General features: G+C 67.3%; 16 protein-coding genes. 11 read left to right on the forward strand and 5 right to left on the reverse strand.

All coding sequences use genetic code 11. The features are described 5' to 3' along the window. Positions 1–35 precede the first annotated feature (35 nt). Positions 36–926, forward strand: coding sequence for a DUF4892 domain-containing protein (locus J5M67_RS25660; RefSeq protein ID WP_243434886.1), 891 nt, complete (start codon positions 36–38; stop codon positions 924–926). Positions 927–993: 67 nt separating this feature from the next. Next, the gene (locus tag J5M67_RS25665; protein ID WP_207888241.1) at positions 994–2,043 is read left to right on the forward strand and encodes an AI-2E family transporter; all 1,050 of its coding nucleotides are present in this window, start codon (positions 994–996) and stop codon (positions 2,041–2,043) included. Between the two features lie 549 nt (positions 2,044–2,592). On the opposite strand, the gene J5M67_RS25670 is transcribed toward J5M67_RS25665, so the two are convergent. Both J5M67_RS25670 and J5M67_RS25675 read right to left on the reverse strand, forming a co-directional pair. Then, entirely contained in the window at positions 2,593–3,870 is a 1,278-nt protein-coding gene (locus tag J5M67_RS25670; protein ID WP_207888242.1) for an MFS transporter, read from the reverse strand. A 30-nt stretch (positions 3,871–3,900) separates the two neighbouring features. After that, positions 3,901–4,548: a FadR/GntR family transcriptional regulator gene (locus J5M67_RS25675; RefSeq protein WP_207888243.1), complete on the reverse strand. Its 648-nt coding sequence runs from the start codon at positions 4,546–4,548 to the stop codon at positions 3,901–3,903. 247 nt (positions 4,549–4,795) lie between these two features. Between J5M67_RS25675 and kdpF the strand changes: the two genes are divergently transcribed. From kdpF to J5M67_RS25705, 6 genes are all read left to right on the forward strand, one after another. Then, a complete protein-coding gene (kdpF, locus tag J5M67_RS25680) occupies positions 4,796–4,885 on the forward strand; it encodes a K(+)-transporting ATPase subunit F (RefSeq protein ID WP_090262021.1) in 90 nt (29 codons plus the stop codon). An 8-nt stretch (positions 4,886–4,893) separates the two neighbouring features. Further along, a complete protein-coding gene (gene kdpA / locus J5M67_RS25685; RefSeq protein ID WP_207888244.1) occupies positions 4,894–6,588 on the forward strand; it encodes a potassium-transporting ATPase subunit KdpA in 1,695 nt (564 codons plus the stop codon). Positions 6,589–6,599: 11 nt separating this feature from the next. Further along, complete coding sequence (kdpB, locus tag J5M67_RS25690) at positions 6,600–8,660, forward strand: potassium-transporting ATPase subunit KdpB (protein WP_207888245.1); 2,061 nt, start codon at positions 6,600–6,602, stop codon at positions 8,658–8,660. Positions 8,661–8,877: 217 nt separating this feature from the next. Next, positions 8,878–9,426: a potassium-transporting ATPase subunit KdpC gene (kdpC, locus tag J5M67_RS25695; RefSeq protein WP_207888246.1), complete on the forward strand. Its 549-nt coding sequence runs from the start codon at positions 8,878–8,880 to the stop codon at positions 9,424–9,426. Between the two features lie 166 nt (positions 9,427–9,592). Continuing rightward, on the forward strand, positions 9,593–12,250 hold the full coding sequence (locus J5M67_RS25700) for a sensor histidine kinase KdpD (protein WP_207888247.1): 2,658 nt from the start codon (positions 9,593–9,595) through the stop codon (positions 12,248–12,250). Between the two features lie 43 nt (positions 12,251–12,293). Next, a complete protein-coding gene (locus tag J5M67_RS25705) occupies positions 12,294–12,986 on the forward strand; it encodes a response regulator (RefSeq protein WP_207888255.1) in 693 nt (230 codons plus the stop codon). A gap of 532 nt (positions 12,987–13,518) precedes the next feature. Here J5M67_RS25705 and J5M67_RS25710 read toward each other — a convergent pair. Beyond that, positions 13,519–14,556 (reverse strand): patatin-like phospholipase family protein, encoded by a 1,038-nt coding sequence (locus tag J5M67_RS25710; protein WP_207888248.1) that lies wholly within the window; start codon positions 14,554–14,556, stop codon positions 13,519–13,521. Between the two features lie 107 nt (positions 14,557–14,663). On the opposite strand from J5M67_RS25710, the gene selD reads away from it, so the two are divergent. Further along, a complete protein-coding gene (selD, locus tag J5M67_RS25715; RefSeq protein WP_207888249.1) occupies positions 14,664–15,698 on the forward strand; it encodes a selenide, water dikinase SelD in 1,035 nt (344 codons plus the stop codon). Then, positions 15,698–16,798, forward strand: a complete 1,101-nt coding sequence (gene mnmH, locus J5M67_RS25720; protein WP_207888250.1) for a tRNA 2-selenouridine(34) synthase MnmH — start codon at positions 15,698–15,700, stop codon at positions 16,796–16,798. Before selD ends, mnmH begins: the two co-directional genes overlap by 1 nt. Before the next feature lie 58 nt (positions 16,799–16,856). Here the strand turns inward: mnmH and J5M67_RS25725 are convergent, their stop codons facing one another. After that, positions 16,857–17,318: a thermonuclease family protein gene (locus J5M67_RS25725; RefSeq protein WP_207888251.1), complete on the reverse strand. Its 462-nt coding sequence runs from the start codon at positions 17,316–17,318 to the stop codon at positions 16,857–16,859. 59 nt (positions 17,319–17,377) lie between these two features. Then, entirely contained in the window at positions 17,378–18,370 is a 993-nt protein-coding gene (locus J5M67_RS25730; protein ID WP_207888252.1) for an aldo/keto reductase, read from the reverse strand. Between the two features lie 116 nt (positions 18,371–18,486). Between J5M67_RS25730 and J5M67_RS25735 the strand changes: the two genes are divergently transcribed. Beyond that, positions 18,487–19,386 (forward strand): LysR family transcriptional regulator, encoded by a 900-nt coding sequence (locus J5M67_RS25735; RefSeq protein ID WP_207888253.1) that lies wholly within the window; start codon positions 18,487–18,489, stop codon positions 19,384–19,386. The last annotated feature ends 328 nt before the right edge of the window (positions 19,387–19,714 follow it).

Consider the following 19,714-nt stretch of genomic DNA (forward strand, 5'->3'; position numbering starts at 1 on the left):
GCGAGTCTGCACGGATCGTTTCAGGGAGATAGTGCATGCTCGACATCCAGACCGCCGCGCGCCCGTGCTGCAAAGGGACTTACCAGGCCGCCGCGCAGAGGCCCCGGATGCCACGTCGGCTGCACGCCCTGCTGCTGGGCGGCCTGCTCACCGCCGGCAGCGGCAGCTTCGCCGCCGACCTGCCCGACAGCCACGACCTGGACATCCTGCCGCGCTTCCCGCGCTCGGAAATCGTCGATTTCAACCAGGCGGCCAGCCAGGAACGGACCTATCCGCAAGGCTCGATCAGCCGCATCAGCGGGCGCCTGCGCATGGAAGGGGAGGTGCGCGCCGTCGGCAACCTGACCGCCGTGACCTACCGCCTGCCCGACGAGGACTCCAGCCAGAGCGCCTTCGCCGCCGCGCGCAAGGACCTGCTCAAGGCCGACGCCACGCCGCTGTTCTGGTGCGAAAGCCGTGACTGCGGCTCCAGCAACCTGCTGGCGAATTCGGTGTTCGGCAATTCCAAGCTCTTTGGTCCGGACGACCAGCAGGCCTATCTCCTGGTGCGCCTCGCCGCGCCCCATGAGAACAGCCTGCTGGCGGTCTACACCATCACCCGCGGCAACCGCCGCGCCTACCTGCACGCCGAACAGCTGGACAGCAGCGCCGCCCTTGGCGAATTGCTGCCCAGCCCGTCCACCCTGATGCGCCTGCTCAAGGCCAATGGCGAGCTGACCCTGAGCCATGTGCCGGAGCAACCCGGCGGCGCCTGGCTCGACCTGCTGGTGCGCACCCTGCGCCTGGACACCGGCGTGCGCGTCGAACTGGCCGGCAAGCACGCTGGCGATTGGCGCACCGCGCTGACCGCCCAGGGCGTGCTCGATGCGCGCCTGGAGCAGGGCAAGGACGACAGCGACGGCCTGCACCTGACCTGGCTGCGCTGATTCGCCTACGCTGAAGGCTGGCGCTCTGGACAGGGCGTCTCACCGTTTTCGATTTTCTGGAGTCTCGATGTTCGACAATGATCGCCTGCTGCTGCGCCTGCTGTTGATGGTGCTGCTCGCCGCCAGCGTCTGGGTGTTGCTGCCGTTCTGGTCGGCGCTGGTCTGGGCCGCCGTGCTGGCCTTCGCCAGTTGGCCGCTGATGCGCCTGCTCACCCAGTTGCTGCGCGGCCGGGAAGCCGCCGCCGCCGGCCTGCTGACCTTCTGCTGGATCGTACTGGTGGCCTTGCCGCTGATCTGGCTGGGCTTCGGCCTGGTGGACCGGGTACGCGAGGGCGTCGAGCTGGTGAAGAATCTGCAGGTCTCCGGCCTGCCGCCGCCACCGTCCTGGATGGCGCGCGTGCCCCTGGTCGGCGGTCGCCTGATCGGCTGGTGGAACCAGGTCGACCAGCAGGGTGTGGCGATGTTCTCCGCGCTCAGGCCCTACATGGGCGAGGTCGGCAACTGGGTGCTGGCGCGCAGCGCCAAGCTCGGCACAGGGGTCTTCGAGCTGGTGCTGAGCCTGGTGCTGATGTTCTTCTTCTACCGCGACGGCCTGCGCCTGCAGGCCTTCGCCCATGCCATGCTGCAGCGCCTGATCGGCAATGCGGCGTCGCAGTACATGGAGATCATCGCCGGCACCGTGCAGCGCGTGGTCAACGGCGTGATCGGCACCGCCGCCGCGCAGGCCGTGCTGGCCACCATCGGTTTCCTCATCGCCGGCGTTCCGGGGGCCTTCGTGCTGGGGTTGCTGACCTTCGTCTGCAGCCTGCTGATGGTCCCGCCGCTGATCTGGGGGCCGGCGACGGTCTGGCTGTTCTACCAGGAGAGCTATGGCTACGCCGTGTTCATGGCGATCTGGGGCTTCTTCGTGATCAGCGGGGTGGACAACATCTTGAAGCCCTACCTGATCAGCCGTGGCGGCAACCTGCCGCTGGTGGTGGTGCTGCTGGGGGTGTTGGGCGGGTTGCTCAGTTTCGGCTTTATCGGCCTGTTCCTCGGGCCGGTGCTGCTGGCGGTGATGTACAACCTGATCAGTGCCTGGATCGATAGTTCGGATCGGTCACCGCCGAGGGTTTGATGGTTCGCTTGGGGGGCAGGAGCCGTAGAAGCGGACTCCGTCCGCGATGCTCTTGTAGGGCGAATAACGCCTCAAGCGTTATCCGCCGCTTCTGGGGTTGGGTGTATCTGCGCCGCTTCGGCATGTACTGGGACTTTTTGTTTCGCCCCCTCGGGCGACCCACTTTGGCAAACGACCCAAAGTGGGCAAAGGTCTGTGCCCCTGTCATACGGTTTTTCGCTTGGGGCGAAAAATTCCCTCGCTCCATCGAAGTTTCAGGGGCACGCGTCGACGGGCCATCCATGGCCCAACGACGCTCTCGCGGCATCCATGCCGCTCAACCCCTGAAACTCCGATTCCACTCGGCCTCCTGAAGGGGCGCTCCGGCGTGTGCGGAGGTTTCTCTGGAAGTCTTCAATAGTCAGAGCCAGAGCCAGAGCCAGAGCGGAAGCTGCGATACTGTAGGAGCGGACCTTGTCCGCGAAGCCCCCCGGCCCGCTCGGAATTGCCGGCAGAGTGCGCTTCGCGATCAAGAACCAGGTGTCCCCCTCGCTCCTACAGAAAAGCGCTTTACACGTGCTCGCTCTTCATCCGCACCAACCGGTTCCGCCCGGCCCCCAGGCCGAAGCCGATCGCCGCGACCGAAACCACCACGAAGATCACCCCGGTCGCGCCCCAGCCGCCGGTGACGTCATGCACCACGCCGACCAGGAAGGGCCCGCAGGCCGCCAGGGTGTAGCCCACGCCCTGGGCCATGCCGGAAAGGCTGGAGGCGACGTGGGAGTCCGGCGAGCGCAGCACGATCAGCGCCAGCGCGATGGCAAAGGTGGCGCCCTGGCCCAGGCCGAGCACCACCGCCCAACCCCAGATGCCCGACAGCGGCGCGTAGAGCAGGCCGAGCAGGCCGGCCAGGGTCAGGCTCATGACGATCACCACCGCCAGGCGCTGGTCCTTGCCGCGGGTGGCCAGCCAGGGGCCGGCCAGCGCGCTGAACAGCTGCACCATCACCGAGCCGGACAGCACCAGCCCGGCTTCGGTGGGGCTCAGGCCCCGGTCGATGAGGATCGACGGCACCCAGCCGAAGACGATGTAGGCCAGCGACGACTGCAGCCCCATGTACAGCGTGACCTGCCACGCCAGCGGCTCGCGCCACAGACCCTTCACCTTGTACACCGCGCGGTGGGCGTGATGGTTCTGCCGGGTCTGCGGCAGCCAGACCAGTGCGGCGACCACGGCCGGCAGCGCCCAGAAGGCCAGCGCCAGCTGCCAGCTATCGTCCATCAGCCCGGCCAGCGGCACGGTGGCGCCGGCGGCGGTGGCCGCGCCCAGGCACAGCGCCATGGTGTAGACGCCGGTCATGGTCCCGGCGATGTGCGGGAAGTCGCGCTTGACGATGCCCGGCAGCAGCACGCCGATGATGCCGATGCTGGCGCCGGCCACCAGGCTACCGAGGAACAGCCCGGCCACCGGGAACAGGCTTCGCAGCACGATGCCGCCGGCCAGGGTGAAGAGGATCAGCAGCACGGTGCGTTCGGCGCCCAGGCGCCGCGCGAGCATCGGTGCCAGCGGCGCGAACAGGCCCAGGCAGAGTACCGGCAGGGTGGTCAGCAGACCGGCGGCGGCCGCCGACAGCCCGGTGCCGTCGCGCACGGTGTTGAGCAGTGGGGCGAGGCTGGACAGCGCCGGGCGCAGGTTCAGCGCCACCAGCACCAGGCCCAGGAGCAGCAGCCAGGGGCGCGGCGGGTTGGCCAGGGGCGTTGGTTCATCGTTGGCTTCGGCATCGACCAGCAACTCCTCCGGTGGGCAGGAGCGCTTGTGTTCGGCGTTTGGATCGTGGGGCAGGGGCATGGCGGGTATTCCGGCAAAAGGCAAAAAACGTCAGATCAGCAGTGCGCGGTTGGCGCGGGCGGCGGCGTCGGCATCGCCGCGTTCGATGGCGTCCAGCAGGTCGCGGTGCAGTTCGAAGCTCGGCTGCGGGCGGCTGGGGTCGCCGATGGTGCGCTCCAGGCCGGCGCGGATTACCTGGGAGAAGTAGCGGTACAGCTCGCTGAGCACCGGGTTGTGGGCGCTGTCCACCACGCGCTGGTGGAACACCAGGTCGTGGGCGATGTAATCGTCCAGCGCGCCGCCATGGCGTAGGGCGGAGGCTTCGAGCGCCTCGCGCAGGGCGAGGATGTCCGCGTCGGTGCGGCGCTCGGCGGCCAGTCGGCTGGCCTCGACCTCGATGATGCCGCGCGCCTCCAGCGCCTGCTCCACCGAGCTGCGCGCCAGCACCAGCATGGTGTCCAGCGGGTTGGCGCAGGCGCGCACGTAGGTGCCGTCGCCCTGGCGCACTTCCAGCACGCCGGAGAAGGTCAGCACGCGCACCGCTTCGCGCACCGTGTTGCGGCTGATACCGAGGGATTCGGCCAGTTCGGGCTCCGGCGGCAGGCGCTGGCCGAGCGGCCAACTGCCGTCGTCGATGCGCGCGCGGATCTGCTCGAGGGCGATATCCACCAGCGAGCGCTTCTGAATGGGGCTTGGCATGGAAACATCCAATCATCGGATGAATTTTAGGGGGGTCAAGCGTAGGGCATGGGCGGGTGGCTTGCAAATGGGCCGCGTCGCTGGGGTGAGCCGCCCGGTCGAGGGCGGCTCCGACAGATGCCGGGCCGGGCGCCGCGACTTTTTACGCTTTCTTTATGTCCCTCGAGGGCCTCGGGAATCGCTCCTTTACGCCCTCCTTGCGGAAAATTTCCGTCAGGCGGCAAACGCCGCAAGAAGGAGAGAAGTCATGAGCGTGCTCGACGGAGTGTCCCTGGTCCTGGCCACGGCACTGTTCATTTATCTGCTGGTGGCGCTGCTGCGCGCCGACCGTTCCTAGGAGACGTCATGAACAGTCATGACCTGTTGCTGATCGTCGCCTTCCTGGCGCTGGTGCTGGTGCCCGCGCCTTTCCTCGGGCGTTTCTACTACAGGGTGATGGAGGGCCAGCGCACCTTCCTCAGTCCCGTGTTCCTGCCGGTGGAGCGCGCCATCTACCGCGCCTGCGGCATCCACCCCGAAGACGAGCAGGACTGGAAACGCTACACCCTGGCGCTGCTGGCGTTCAACCTGGTGGGGCTGGTGCTGCTGTTCGCCATCCTCATGCTGCAGGGGTTGCTGCCGCTCAACCCGCAGAAGCTGCCGGGCCTGGAGTGGACGTTGGCGTTCAACACCGCGGTGAGCTTCGTCACCAACACCAACTGGCAGGCCTACAGCGGTGAAGCCTCGCTCAGCTACCTGAGCCAGATGCTCGGCCTGACCGTGCAGAACTTCGTCAGCGCCGCCGTCGGCCTGGCCGTGCTGGTGGCGCTGGCCCGCGGCATCTCGCGCAAGTCGACGAACAACCTGGGCAACTTCTGGGTCGACCTGACCCGCGCCACGCTCTACGGCCTGATCCCGCTGTGCCTGCTGCTGGCGCTGCTGCTGGTCTGGCAGGGCGTGCCGCAGACCTTCCTCGACTATGCCCACGCGCTGACCGTGCAGGGCGCCGACCAGTCCATCCCGCTGGGCCCGGCGGCCAGCCAGATCGCCATCAAGCAGCTGGGCACCAACGGCGGCGGCTTCTTCGGCGTGAACTCGGCGCACCCCTTCGAGAACCCGACCATCTGGAGCAACCTGTTCGAGGTCGTTTCGATCATCCTGATTCCGGCGGCGCTGGTGTTCACCTTCGGCCACTACGTGAAGGACCTGCGCCAGAGCCGCGCCATCCTCGGCTGCATGCTGGTGCTGTTCGCCCTCGGCCTGGGCGTGACCCTGTGGGCCGAGTACCAGCCGAACCCGGCGCTCAGCGCGCTGCCGGTGGAGCAGGTCGCGCCGCTGGAAGGCAAGGAGAGCCGCTTCGGCACCACCGCCAGCGTGCTCTGGTCGGTGACCACCACGGCCGCCTCCAACGGCTCGGTGAACGCCATGCATGACAGCCTCAACCCGCTGTCGGGCATGGTGGCGATGCTCAACATGATGGTCGGCGAGGTGATCTTCGGCGGCGTCGGCGCCGGGCTCTACGGCATGTTGCTGTTCGTCCTGGTGGCGGTGTTCCTCGCCGGGTTGATGGTCGGCCGCACCCCGGAATACCTCGGCAAGAAGCTCGAGGCCCGCGAAGTGCGCCTGCTGGTGGCGACCCTGCTGGTGATGCCGGTCGGCGTGCTGGTGCTCGGCGCCATCGCCGCCAGCCTGCCGGGCCCGGCCTCGGCGGTGAGCAACCCCGGCGCCCACGGCTTCAGCCAGCTGCTCTACGCCTACACCTCCGGTACCGCGAACAACGGTTCGGCCTTCGGCGGCTTCGGCGCCAACACCCCGTTCCACAACCTGATGATCGCCCTGGCGATGCTGATCGGCCGCTTCGGCTACATCCTCCCGGTGCTGGCGATCGCCGGCAGCCTGGCGGCGAAGAAGGCCACGCCGGTCGGCCCAAACAGCTTCCCGACCCACGGCCTGCTGTTCGTCAGCCTGCTGACCGCCACCATCCTGCTGGTGGGCGGCCTGAATTTCCTGCCGACGCTGGTGCTGGGCCCGGTGGCCGATCACCTGACGCTTGGCTTCTGAGGAGCCCTGTCATGAACGCACAAACCCAGGATTTCGCGCTGAAGAAGACCGCCGAGAAGCGCCCGACCACCGCGCTGTCCGCCCTGTGGAAGCCGGCGCTGGTGCAGGCCTTCGTCAAGCTCGACCCGCGCCAGCTGCAACGCTCGCCGGTGATGCTGGTGGTGGCCCTGACCGCCGTGCTGACCACCGTGCTCTGCGCTGTGGGCGGCGACTCGGTGCCCACCTTCGTCGCCGTGCAGATCGCCGTATGGCTGTGGTTCACCGTGCTCTTCGCCAACTTCGCCGAGGCCCTCGCCGAGGGCCGTGGCAAGGCTCGCGCGGACAGCCTCAAGGCTGGCACCCAGGGCCTGCAGGCCCTGCGCCGGACCGCCAGCGGCAATTTCGAGAAAGTCGCCGCCAGCAGCCTGCGCAAGGGCGATGTGGTGCGCGTCGAAGCCGGTGAGCTGATCCCCGGCGATGGCGAGGTAATCGAGGGCGTGGCGGCGGTCAACGAGGCCGCCATCACCGGTGAATCTGCGCCGGTGATCCGCGAATCCGGCGGCGACCGCTCGGCCGTCACCGGCAACACCCGGCTGGTCTCCGACTGGCTGTTGGTGAAGATCACCGCCAACCCCGGTGAATCCACCCTCGACCGCATGATCGCCCTGGTGGAAGGCGCCAAGCGCCAGAAGACTCCCAATGAAGTGGCGCTGGACATCCTGCTGATCGGCCTGACGCTGATCTTCCTGCTGGTGGTCGTCACCCTTAAGCCCTTCGCCCTGTTCGCCGGCGGCAACCTGCCGCTGGTGTTCCTGGTGGCGCTGCTGGTGACCCTGATCCCCACCACCATCGGCGGCCTGCTCTCGGCCATCGGCATCGCCGGCATGGACCGCCTGGTACGCCTGAACGTGATCGCCAAGTCCGGCCGCGCCGTGGAAGCGGCGGGGGACGTGCATGTGCTGATGCTCGACAAGACCGGCACCATTACCTTCGGCAATCGCCGCTGCAGCGCCCTGCACACCGCCCCCGGCGTGCAGCCGCTGGAGCTGGCCGAGGGCGCGTTCCTCGCCTCGCTGGCTGACGATACGCCCGAGGGCAAGTCGATCGTTGAGTTCCTCCGCTCGCAGATCATCCTGCCGGAGCCGGACCGCAACCGCGTGACCCCGGTAGCCTTCAGCGCCGAGACGCGCCTGTCGGGCATAAACATCGACGGCCATGTGTACCGCAAGGGCGCGGTGGACGCGGCGCTGGCCTTCGTCGGTATGGACCGCACGCAGATGCCCGAGAGCCTCTTCAAGGAGATCGAACGCATCGCCCAGAGCGGCGGTACGCCCCTGCTGGTGGTGGCCGACGGCAAGCTGCTGGGCGCGATCCACCTCAAGGACGTGGTCAAGCCGGGCATCCGCGAGCGCTTCGCCGAGCTACGCCGCATGGGCATCCGTACCGTGATGGTGACCGGCGACAACCCGCTGACCGCCGCCGCCATCGCCGCCGAAGCGGGCGTCGACGACGTGATCGCCGAAGCCACGCCGGAGAAGAAACTGGCGCGCATCCGCCAGGAGCAGGGCGAGGGGCGCATGGTCGCGATGTGCGGCGACGGCGCCAACGACGCCCCGGCGCTGGCCCAGGCGGATGTCGGCATGGCCATGAACGACGGCACCCAGGCCGCCCGCGAGGCCGCCAACCTGGTGGACCTGGACAGCGATCCGACCAAGCTGCTGGACGTGGTGCAGGTGGGCAAGGAACTGCTGGTGACCCGTGGTGCACTGACCACCTTCTCGGTGGCCAACGACGTGGCCAAGTACTTCGCCATCCTCCCCGCGCTGTTCGCCGGCATCTACCCGCAGCTGGGCGTGCTCAACCTGATGAAGCTGGCCAGCCCGCAGAGCGCCATTCTCTCGGCCATCGTGTTCAACGCGCTGATCATCGTCGCGCTGATTCCCCTGGCCCTGCGCGGCGTGCGCGTGCAGGCCAGCGACGCCTCGCAGCTGCTGCGGCGCAACCTGCTGATCTACGGCGTGGGCGGGCTGCTGGCGCCGTTCGTGGGGATCAAGGTGATCGACATGATTCTCGTGGCCGTGGGCTTGGCCTGAGTCTGCTTTGTGTAGGAGCGAGCTTGCTCGCGAACGGATTTCCCGGCAGCTCAGGCGCTCGTGCGGTTCGCGAGCAAGCTCGCTCCTACAGATAGGACCAGGCTCTGAACCTGGCCGGATACGCCGAACTACCCCCTCTCCCTCCAGAGCGGGGCGCGCAGCCAGGGCAGGGGTGAGGGTAATCCCTCGCTCCGAACCCAACAGAGGAACACGAAAAATGCTCAACCAACTCCGCCCCGCCATCGCCTCGCTGGTGCTGCTCAGCGCCGTCACCGGCGTTGCCTATCCGCTGGCTGTCACCGCCATCGCCCAGGTGGCCTTCCACGACCAGGCCAACGGCAGCCTGGTGCGCGATGACCAGGGCAATGCGCGCGGCTCCGCGCTGATCGCGCAGAAATTCGACGGCGCACAGTGGTTCCATTCGCGCCCCTCGGCCGGCGATTTCGCCACCGTCTCCAGCAGCGCGAGCAACCTCGCGCCCGGCAACCCGGCGCTGGCCGAACGTATCTCCAAGGACGCCGCCGCCCAGCAGATCGGCGATCAGCCGGTGCCGCTGGCGCTGGTCACCACCTCCGGCAGCGGCCTCGACCCGCAACTGCCGCCCGCCGCCGCGCTGTACCAGGTGCCGCGTATCGCCCTGGAGCGCGGCGTACCGGCGGCCAGCCTGGAGAAACTGGTGGAAGCCAACACCGAGCGCCCGCTGATCGGCCCCGCCGTGGTCAACGTGCTGGCGCTGAACATGGCCCTGGCCAGCCTGCCTCGCTAGACTCCAGCGCCAGTGCCGACCACTGTCGCGGTACCAGGAAGAACGCCGGGCCGTCCGTTGGCAGAGGACGGCTCCCTCTCCCTTTGGGAGAGGGTTGGGGTGAGGGTTTTTTGCAGTCTCATTCCACCCATGAAATGAGCACCCCAAGTGCTCCGAGGATAGCCCCATGACCGACCCCAACCGCGCCGACGCCCTGCTGGCCGACCTGCCCCCCATGGGCCGTGGTCGCCTGAAAGTGTTCCTCGGCGCCGCGCCGGGTGTCGGCAAGACCTACGCCATGCTCCTGGCCGCCCAGAGCCAGCTGCGCCAGGGCGTCAAGCTGCGTGTCGGCGTCGTCGAAACCCATGGCCGCGCCGAGACCGAAGCCTTGCTCGCCGGCCTGCCGCAGCAGGCGCTCAAGCGCTCCGTGTATCGCGGCATCACCCTGGAGGAAATGGACCTCGACGGCCTGCTCGGCGACCCGCCGACGCTGGCGCTGGTGGACGAGCTGGCCCACAGCAACGCCCCCGGCAGCCGCCATGCCAAGCGCTGGCAGGACATCCAGGAACTGCTCTCCGCCGGCATCGACGTCTACACCACGGTCAACGTCCAGCATCTGGAAAGCCTCAACGACCAGGTGCGCGACATCACCGGCGTGCAGGTGCGCGAAACCGTGCCCGACAGGGTGCTGCAGGAGGCCTTTGAGCTGCTGCTGGTGGATTTGCCACCCCGCGAGCTGCTGGAGCGCCTGCGCGAAGGCAAGGTCTACGTGCCCGAGCAGGCCCGCGCCGCCATCGACGCCTTCTTCAGCCAGACCAACCTCACCGCCCTGCGCGAGCTGACCATGCAGACGGCGGCGGCGCGGGTCGATGCCGACCTGGCCCATCGCTACCGCCAGCAGGGCAGCGAAGCGCCGGCCGTGCGCGGTCGGCTGTTGGTCGGCGTGGATGGCGAGCACAACGCCGAGCGCCTGGTGCGCCATGCCAGCCGCGTGGCCGAGCGCCGGCATCTGCCCTGGTCGCTGGTCCACGTCGATACCGGCGAGGCGCGCAGCGAAGAGTCGCGCATGCAATTGCAGAATGCCCAGCAACTGGCCGAGCGCCTGGGCGGCGACGTGGTGGAACTGCGCGGCGGCGAAGTGGCGCGCACCCTGGTCGAGCACGCCAAGGAGCGCCGCGCAACCCTGCTGCTGGTCGGCCGTTCGCGGCAGCGCTGGTATCGCCAGCTGTTCGGTGGCGGCCTCGCCGCGCGTTTGCTGCGCCTGGGCGACGGGCTGGAGATCAGCGTGCTCGACAGCGAGGCCGATCTCGCGCCGCCGAAGGCGCGTCCGCAGTCGCCCTGGCCCTGGGGCCGCTACCTGCTCGCCGCCCTGGCCGCGGCTGGCGCCAGCGCGCTGGCCTGGGCCGTGGCGAGCGTACTGGAGCTGCCGAACATCTCCCTGGTGTTCCTGGCCGCCGTGCTGCTGGTGGCGGTGCGCAGCAGCCTCGGCCCGGCGCTGGCCTGCGCGGTGCTGTCGTTCCTGGCCTACGACTTCCTGTTCATCCCGCCGCATTTCTCCTTCGCCATCCAGCGCGAGGAGGACGTGCTGACCCTGCTGTTCTTCCTGCTCATGGCCGGCCTCACCGGCAACCTTGCGGCCCGCCAGCGCCGGCAGTTGCAGGCATTGCGCGAGACGCAGGAGGAGACCAGCCAGATGCTCGAACTGTCGCGCAAGCTGACTGCCGCCACCGACCGCCGGGCCGTGATGGCTGCCGCGGTGCAGCAACTGGGTGGTTGGGAGGGACTGGATTTTTGTCTGCTCGGCCGCGTCAATGGCGAGTGGAAAATGGAGGGAGGCCTGAACCGCCCGCTGGACGACCAGGAGCGCGCCGCCGCCGATTGGGCCTGGCAGCACGACCAGCCCGCGGGCCTGGGCACCGGCACGCTGCCGGGCGGGCGCTGGTGGTGGTGGCCGCTGTCCGGCGAGGAAGGGCCGCTGGCGCTGCTGGGCGTCAGCCCACGCGATTCGCAACCTTTGCCGGGGGCGCGCCGTCGTCTGCTGGCTGCGCTCGGCCAGCCGCTGGCGCAGGCATTGGCCCGCGCGCGCCTGGCTGAAGACCTCGAGGCCGCGCGCCTGCACGGCGAAACCGAACAACTGCGCAGCGCGCTGCTGGCCTCGGTCAGCCATGATCTGCGCACGCCGCTGACCTCCATGCGTGGCGCCATCGACAGCCTGTTGGCCCTGGGCGATGCGATTCCGCCCGACGACCGCCGAGAGCTGCTGGAAAGCACACGCGACGAAGCCGAGCGCCTGGACCGCTATATCCAGAACCTGCTGGACATGACCCGCCTGGGCCATGGTGGCCTGAAACTGTCCCGCGACTGGGTGTCGCCCGGCGACATCGTCGGCAGCGCGCTCAACCGCCTGCGCGCGGTGGTCGCTCCGTATCGCGTGGAAACGCGTGTACCGCCGGAGCTGCCGCTGCTGTATGTGCATGCCGCGCTGATCGAACAGGCGCTGGTCAACGTGCTGGAAAACGCCGCGCGTTTCTCGCCGCCCCAAGGCCGCCTGCGGGTGGCGGTGGAGGCGGTTGACGAGGAGCTGCGCTTCCTGGTCAGCGACGAAGGGCCGGGCATCCCGCTCGCCGAGCGGGAGAAGATCTTCGACATGTTCTACACCGCCGCGCGTGGCGACCGGGGCGGGCAGGGCACCGGCCTGGGCCTGGCGATCTGCCAGGGCATGGTCGGCGCCCACGGTGGGCGGATCACGGTGGAGGACGGTATCGACGGACGCGGCACCACCCTAGTGCTGCACCTGCCGCTGCAGCAGCAACCGGACCTGGAGCAGCTTGATGCCGCCCTCTGAAAGGCCCAAGCTTGATGGCCTCGCCAGCCAGTCCAGCTCCCCGATGAACGCCAGCGCCGCCACCATCCTGGTCGTCGACGACGAACCGCAGATCCGCAAGTTCCTCCGTATCAGCCTGAGCGCCGGCGGCTACAAGGTGCTCGAAGCCGGCACCGGCGAGGAGGGCCTGGCCCAGGCCGCGCTGGGCCGACCGGACCTGGTGGTGCTCGACCTCGGTCTGCCGGACAAGGACGGCCAGGACGTGCTGCGTGAACTGCGCGAGTGGTCGCAGGTGCCGGTGCTGGTGCTCTCGGTGCGCGCCAGCGAGAGCGAGAAGGTGCTGGCGCTGGACGGCGGCGCCAATGACTACGTGACCAAGCCCTTCGGCATCCAGGAATTCCTTGCGCGCATCCGTGTGCTGCTGCGCCAGGGGGCTGGTGGCGAGACGCAGGCAGCGGTGGTCGCGGTGGGGCCGCTGAGTGTGGATTTCTCCTACCGGCGGGTGTTGCTCGACGGCGAGGAAGTTTCGCTGACGCGCAAGGAGTACGCGGTGCTCTCGACCCTGGCGCGGCACGTTGGGCGGGTGGTGACCCAGCAGCAGTTGCTCAAGGATATCTGGGGGCCGACGCATACCGAGGACACCCACTATCTGCGCGTCGTCGTAGGCCACCTGCGGCAGAAGCTCGCTGACGACCCGGCAAGCCCGCGATTCATCGTTACCGAAGCGGGGGTTGGTTACCGCTTGCGCGAGAGTTGATCGCACGGCGCTCCTGCAGGCTGACTCTGGTATCACCGTTTTCGTAGGAGCGGACTCCGTCCGCGATGCTCTTCTTGTTTGGGTGTTCTGCGCCGCTTCGGCATGTGCTGGGACATTTTGTTTCGCCCCCTCGGGCGAGTCCCTTTTGGCGCCCCAAAAGGAACCAAAAGGGCTTGCCCCTGCATCCGGTTTTTCGCTTAGGCGAAAAATACCCTCGCTCCATCGGAGTTTCAGGGGCCCGCGTCGACGGGCCATCCCTGGCCCGACGACGCTCTCGCGACATCCATGTCGCTCAACCCCTGAAACTCCGATTCCACTCGGCCTCCTGAAGGGGCGCTCCGGCGCGTGCGGAGATTTCTCTGGAAGTCCTTAAGAGCCAGAGCGGTGTACATGCTTTCGTAGGAGCGGACCTTGTCCGCGAAATCCATCGCGACGAAATCCGCGCTAACAGGGATACGCCTGGGTATGTCGCCGACCTGTAGGACCGAGGGGGACGCCCAGTCCTTGCTCGCGAACCACACAACACCGGCGGTCAATACCGATTCTCTTCCTCATACCGATCCAGCGTATCGCTGGCGATCTGCCGGCCGAGGGCGATCAGTTCCGGGGCCTTGTAGAACTCGAAGAAACGGCACACGCGCTTGGGCACGTTGATCAGGATGTCCGGCGGGTAGCCGGCGATCTTATATTGCGCCAGCGACGTCTGCATCACCTCGAAGCTTTGGTTCACCAGCTCCAGCAGCGAGGCCGGGCTGCTGCTGTCGATCACCCGGCTGCCGGTGGCCGAGCGTGGCGAGCCCTTGGCCAGGGGGGCGGCGGCCGGTTGCTGCATTTCCGGTTCGGGCGGTTCCTCCGAGAGGGCTGGCATCGGATTGAGCAGGGCATCGGGCAGCAGCTCCGGTGGCGGCTCGCTCTCGGTGCGGCGGAAGAAGTTCAGCTTGCTGGAAAGACCGGAAATCACCGCGTCGAAGCGGCCCATGAGCGCGGGCGGGCGCTCGATCACCGGCAGGGAATACTGGCGCTGATTGGTGGCGTTGAGGTTGACCGCGACGATCAGGTCGGCGTGGGTGGAAACCACCGGGACGATCGGCAGCGGATTGAGCAGGCCGCCGTCTACCAGCATGCGGCTGCCCTGCATGACCGGGGTGAACAGGCTGGGGATCGCCGCCGAGGCGCGCATGGCCTGGTGCAGGCAGCCTTCCTGGAACCAGATTTCCTGCTGGTTGGTGAGATCGGTGGCGACGGCGGTGTAGGGGATCGGCAGGTCTTCGATGTCGATCTCGCCGAGCATTTCATGGATCTTGCCGAATACCCGTTCGCCACGGATGGCGCCGAGGCGGAAGCTCACGTCGAGCAGGCGCAGCACGTCCAGGTAATCCAGGCTTTCCACCCAGTCGCGGTACTCTTCCAGCTTGCCGGCGGCGTAGATGCCGCCGATCACCGAGCCCATCGAGCAACCGGCGATGCAGACGATCTCGTAGCCGCGCCGTTCGATTTCCTCGATCACGCCGATATGCGCGTAACCCCGTGCACCGCCGGAGCCGAGTACCAGCGCGATCTGTTTTGACATCGGGCATTCCCCCTTGCGAAACATTTCGACGATACGCCGGGGCACAAGCCGCGCCAAGGTCGGCTTTGCTAGAATCGCGGTCTGATTTTCTTTCGCCGGAGTCCGCGATGAGCGAACCGATCCGCCTGACCCAGTACAGCCATGGTGCCGGCTGTGGTTGCAAGATTTCCCCCAAGGTCCTGGAGGTCATCCTCGCCGGCAGTGGCGCGCAGAACCTCGACCCGAACCTGTGGGTGGGCAATGCCTCGCGCGATGACGCCGCTGTCTATGCTATCGACGCCGAACGCGGCGTGGTGTCCACCACCGACTTCTTCATGCCGATCGTCGACGATCCCTTCGACTTCGGTCGCATCGCCGCCACCAACGCCATCAGCGACATCTACGCGATGGGCGGCGACCCGCTGATGGCGATCGCCATCCTCGGTTGGCCGGTGAACGTGCTGGCGCCGGAAATCGCCCGCGAAGTGATCGCCGGCGGCCGCAAGGTCTGCGACGAAGCCGGCATCCCGCTGGCCGGTGGCCACTCCATCGACGCGCCCGAGCCGATCTTCGGTCTGGCCGTCACCGGCATGGTCGAGAAGCGCTTCATGAAGCGCAACGACACCGCCAGCGAAGGTTGCAAGCTGTACCTGACCAAGCCGCTGGGCATCGGCATCCTCACCACCGCCGAGAAGAAGGCCAAGCTGCGCGCCGAGGACGTCGGCGTCGCCCGCGACTGGATGTGCACCCTGAACAAGCCCGGCTCGCGCTTCGGCAAGCTGGAAGGCGTGAAGGCGATGACCGATGTCACCGGCTTCGGCCTGCTCGGCCACCTGGTGGAGATGGCCGATGGCAGCGGGCTGACCGCGCGCATCCGCTACGACGCCGTGCCGCGCCTTGCCAGCGTCGAGTACTACCTGGAAGCCGGCTGCGTACCGGGCGGTACCTTGCGCAACTTCGACAGCTACGGCGAGCGCATTGCGCCGCTGCCGGAGCTGCACAAGCTGCTGCTGTGCGACCCGCAGACCAGCGGCGGTCTGCTGGTGGCGGTGGAGCCGGCGGGCGAGGCGCAGTTCCTCGCTACTGCCAAGGAACTGGGCATGGATCTGGCGCCCATCGGCGAGCTGGTCGGCCGACAGCGTCACGCGGTCGAGGTGGTGTGATGCGCGACAACACCCGCCACTACCGCGAGCTGTTTCTGAACGATGTGAAGATGATGGACGTGCGCGCCCCGGTCGAGTTCGACAAGGGCGCCTTCCCGCATACCGTGAACCTGCCGCTGATGAACGACATCGAGCGGCAGAAGGTCGGCACCTGCTACAAGCAGAATGGCCAGCAGGCGGCCATCGCCCTGGGTCACGAGCTGGTCTGCGGCAAGCTCAAGGCCGCACGCATCGAGGCCTGGGCGGCCTTTGCCAAGGCCAATCCAGACGGTTACCTGTACTGCTTCCGCGGTGGCCTGCGCTCGCAGATCACCCAGCAGTGGCTCAAGAGCGAGGCCGGTATCGACTATCCGCGCGTGGTCGGTGGCTACAAGGCGATGCGCGCCTTCCTCTTCGACACCACCCAGGCGGCGGCCGAGGAGTGCCAGTTCGTGCTGGTGGGTGGCCTGACCGGCACCGGCAAGACCGAAGTGATCGCCCAGCTGGCCAACAGCCTCGACCTGGAAGGCCATGCCAACCACCGGGGTTCCGCCTTCGGTCGCCGCGCCACGCCGCAGCCGGCGCAGATCGATTTCGAGAACTGCCTGGCCATCGACATCCTGAAGAAGCGCCATGCCGGCATGGAGCAGTTCGTGCTGGAAGACGAAGGGCGCATCGTCGGTAGCTGCTCGGTTCCGCTGGAGCTGTACCAAGGCATGCAGCACTATCCGCTGGTGTGGCTGGACGACAGCTTCGAGCAGCGCGTGGAGCGCATCCTCAAGGACTATGTGATCGACCTGTGCGCCGACCATGTGCAGGTGGTGGGCGAGGAGGGCGGTTTCGACGCCTTCGCCGCTTACCTGCGCAAGAGCCTGTCGAGCATCGTCAAGCGCCTGGGCGGCGAGCGCTACCAGCGCCTGGCCGCGATCATGGATGCTGCTTTGGAAGAGCAGAAACGCAGCGGCGCGGTGGATCTGCACCGGGGCTGGATCGAAGGGCTGCTGGGCGAGTACTACGACCCGATGTACGCCTTCCAGCGCGAGAGCAAGGAGTCGCGCATCGAGTTCCGTGGCACCCAGGCCGAAGTGGTCGAGTACCTGCGTTTCCGCGCGGAGCGCTGAGCTCTCTGCGTTTGTTCAAGGCGCTCGCGCTGAGTTCAGCCGGACATTGAACAGACTCTCAGGGGGCGCGCCACAGGCCTATGTGGCGCGCCCGTGCTTCCTGCTCCTCGAATTCGTACTGGCCTTTCTCCTCGGCCGTCTGCGCTTCGGTCTGACGCCAACGTGCCAGACCCACGCTTAACAGCGCGCGGCCTACGTCCAGCGTGTGGCCGCAGCCGGGGCAGTCCGCTGGCTCGACCCAGACCGCTGCGCGCAGTGATCCGTCCGCTTCTCGTTGCGCGGCGTGCAGGCTGGCGGTCTTGCCCAGCGCCATTTGTTGCAGCGCCTCCCTTGCTCGCTCGCCGATTGGCTGATTGACGGCTGGGGCGTCGATGCCACGCAGGTGAATGCTCGCGGAGGTGCCATCGCTGCCCTGGCAATTGAGCAGGTCGCCGCTGTGAACGGCGGTGATCCGGCAGCTTTCCTGCGCCAGTGCGGCGCAGGACAGGGTCATCAACAGCAGGGCGGGAATCCGTCGCATGGGGCCTCCATCAAGCGAACGCCAGCATAACCGCTGGCGTTCGCTTGCGGGGTGCAGGCTCACTGGATCAGACGCATCACCTCTTCGCTGTAGCGCCCGCCGGCGGCGGCTCCGGCGGGGAAGATGGCGTCGATTTCCGCCAGTTCCGCCGGACTGAGCTCCAGCGCCACGGCGGCGACATTCTCCTCCAGGTACTTGCGCTGCTTGGTGCCGGGAATCGGCACCAGGTGCTCACCCTGCGCCAGTACCCAGGCCAATGCCAGCTGCGAGGGTTTCACCCCGCGCTCGGCAGCCAGTTCGCCGACTTTTTCCACCAGTTGCAGGTTCCTGGCGAAGTTTTCCCCGCTGAAACGCGGGCTGAAGCGGCGGTAGTCATCCTCGGCGAAATCGTCCGGACTCTTCAGGGCGCCAGTGAGGAAACCGCGCCCCAGCGGGCTGTAGGGGACGAAGCCGATACCCAGGCGGCGGCAGGTATCCAGCACGCCGTTTTCCTCCGGGTCGCGGGTCCACAGCGAGTATTCGCTTTGCAGGGCGGTGATCGGGTGGACCTTGTGGGCGCGCTCCAGGGTCTCGGCCGAGGCTTCGCTCAGGCCCAGGTAGCGCACCTTGCCGGCCCGCACCAGCTCGGCCATGGCGCCGACGGTTTCCTCGATGGGCACCGACGGGTCGACGCGGTGCTGGTAGTAGAGGTCGATGTGGTCAGTGCCCAGGCGCTTGAGGCTGCCTTCCACGGCTTGCCGCACGTACTCCGGGCGTCCGTCGGCACCACGGCTCGCAGGCTGGTCCGGGTTGCGCACCAGGCCGAACTTGGTGGCCAGGAAAATCTGCTCGCGCTTGCCTTTCAGTGCGCGGCCGAGGAGCTCTTCGTTGGTGTGCGGGCCGTAGACGTCGGCGGTGTCGAACAGCGTGACGCCCAGCTCCAGGGCGCGGTGCAGGGTAGCGATGGATTCCTTCTCGTCGATGCCGGTGGTGTAGAAGTCGGACATGCCCATGCAGCCGAGGCCGATGGCGGAAACACTGGGGCCCTGTGGGCCGAGACGGCGGGTTTTCATGCTCAGTTCTCCGGGAAATGGGGAAGCGGATTCATTCTTGTTGTTTGGCTGGAATGGATAAACCGGCTGATTGCGGTTTAACTATTTGCTCGGAATGAATAATCGGAGTCCTCGCCATGGATCGCTTGCAGGCTATGCAGGTGTTCACCCGCATCGTCGAGCTCAAGGCCTTCGGCAAGGCGGCGGACAGCCTGCAACTGCCGCGCGCCAGCGTGACCCAGCTGATCCAGCAGCTGGAGTCGCACCTGGGCGTGCAACTGCTGCGCCGCACCACCCGCCAGGTCAGCGTCACGCCTGACGGTCAGGCCTACTACGAACGCTGCGTGCGGTTGCTGGAGGACCTGGAGGAGGCGGAGAACTGCTTTTCCGAGTCGCCGGACAACCCGCGCGGCAAGCTGCGGGTCGACCTGCCCAGCTCGCTGGGGCGGTTGGTGGTGATCCCGGCACTGCCGGCGTTCTGCCGGCGCTATCCGCAGATCGAGCTGGAACTGAGCCTCAACGACCGCCAGGTCGACCTGGTGCGCGAGGGCGTGGATTGCGTATTGCGCGCCGGTGACCTGCCGGACTCCAGCCTGGTGGGCCGGCGCATCGCCGAGCTGGAGCAGCTCACCTGCGTGAGCCGTGCGTACCTTGAGGAATATGGCCTGCCGGAGCATCCGGACCTTCTGGCCGGGCACCTGGCGGTGAATTACCAGTCGGCCTCCAGTGGGCGCATCTTCGACCTGGAGTTTCGTTTCGGGGACCGGTTGCGTACCACCCGGTTGCCGAGCCGGATCACGGTGAACAACGCCGATGCCTATATCGCCGCCTGCCGTGCCGGTTTCGGAATGATCCAGGCGCCGCGTTATCACCTGTGCGACGGGCTGGCCAGTGGCGAGCTGGTGGAGGTGCTGGAGCAGTGGCGACCGCCGCCGTTGGCACTGAGTGTTCTGTATCCGGTACGACGGCAGATGTCGCGGCGGTTGCGGGTGTTTTCCGATTGGCTCGCGCAGCTGTTTGCGGAGCGGAGGTGGTGAGGGTTGCTTCGTGGGCGAGGTTCTGACGGGCGGCTTTTTCGTAGGAGCGGACTCCGTCCGCGATGCTCTTTGTTTTCGTAGGGCGCATAACGCCTCAAGCGTTCTCCGCCGCTTTGGCTTTGGGTGTTTTCTGCGCCGCTTTGGCGTGTGCTGAGAGATTTTGTTTCGCCCCCTCGGGCGAGTCCCTTTTGGCAAACGACCTGTATAGACCGGAGACATGATGGACACATGTACGGGGACATGGTTGACACATTATGGTCCGTAGTCGGGGCTGTTCAGGTCGATAGTTCGCAAAAGTTGATGGCAGAAGTACACGTCATACAGCACC

Source organism: Pseudomonas sp. 30_B, assembly GCF_017491605.1.
Taxonomy (GTDB): Bacteria; Pseudomonadota; Gammaproteobacteria; order Pseudomonadales; family Pseudomonadaceae; genus Pseudomonas.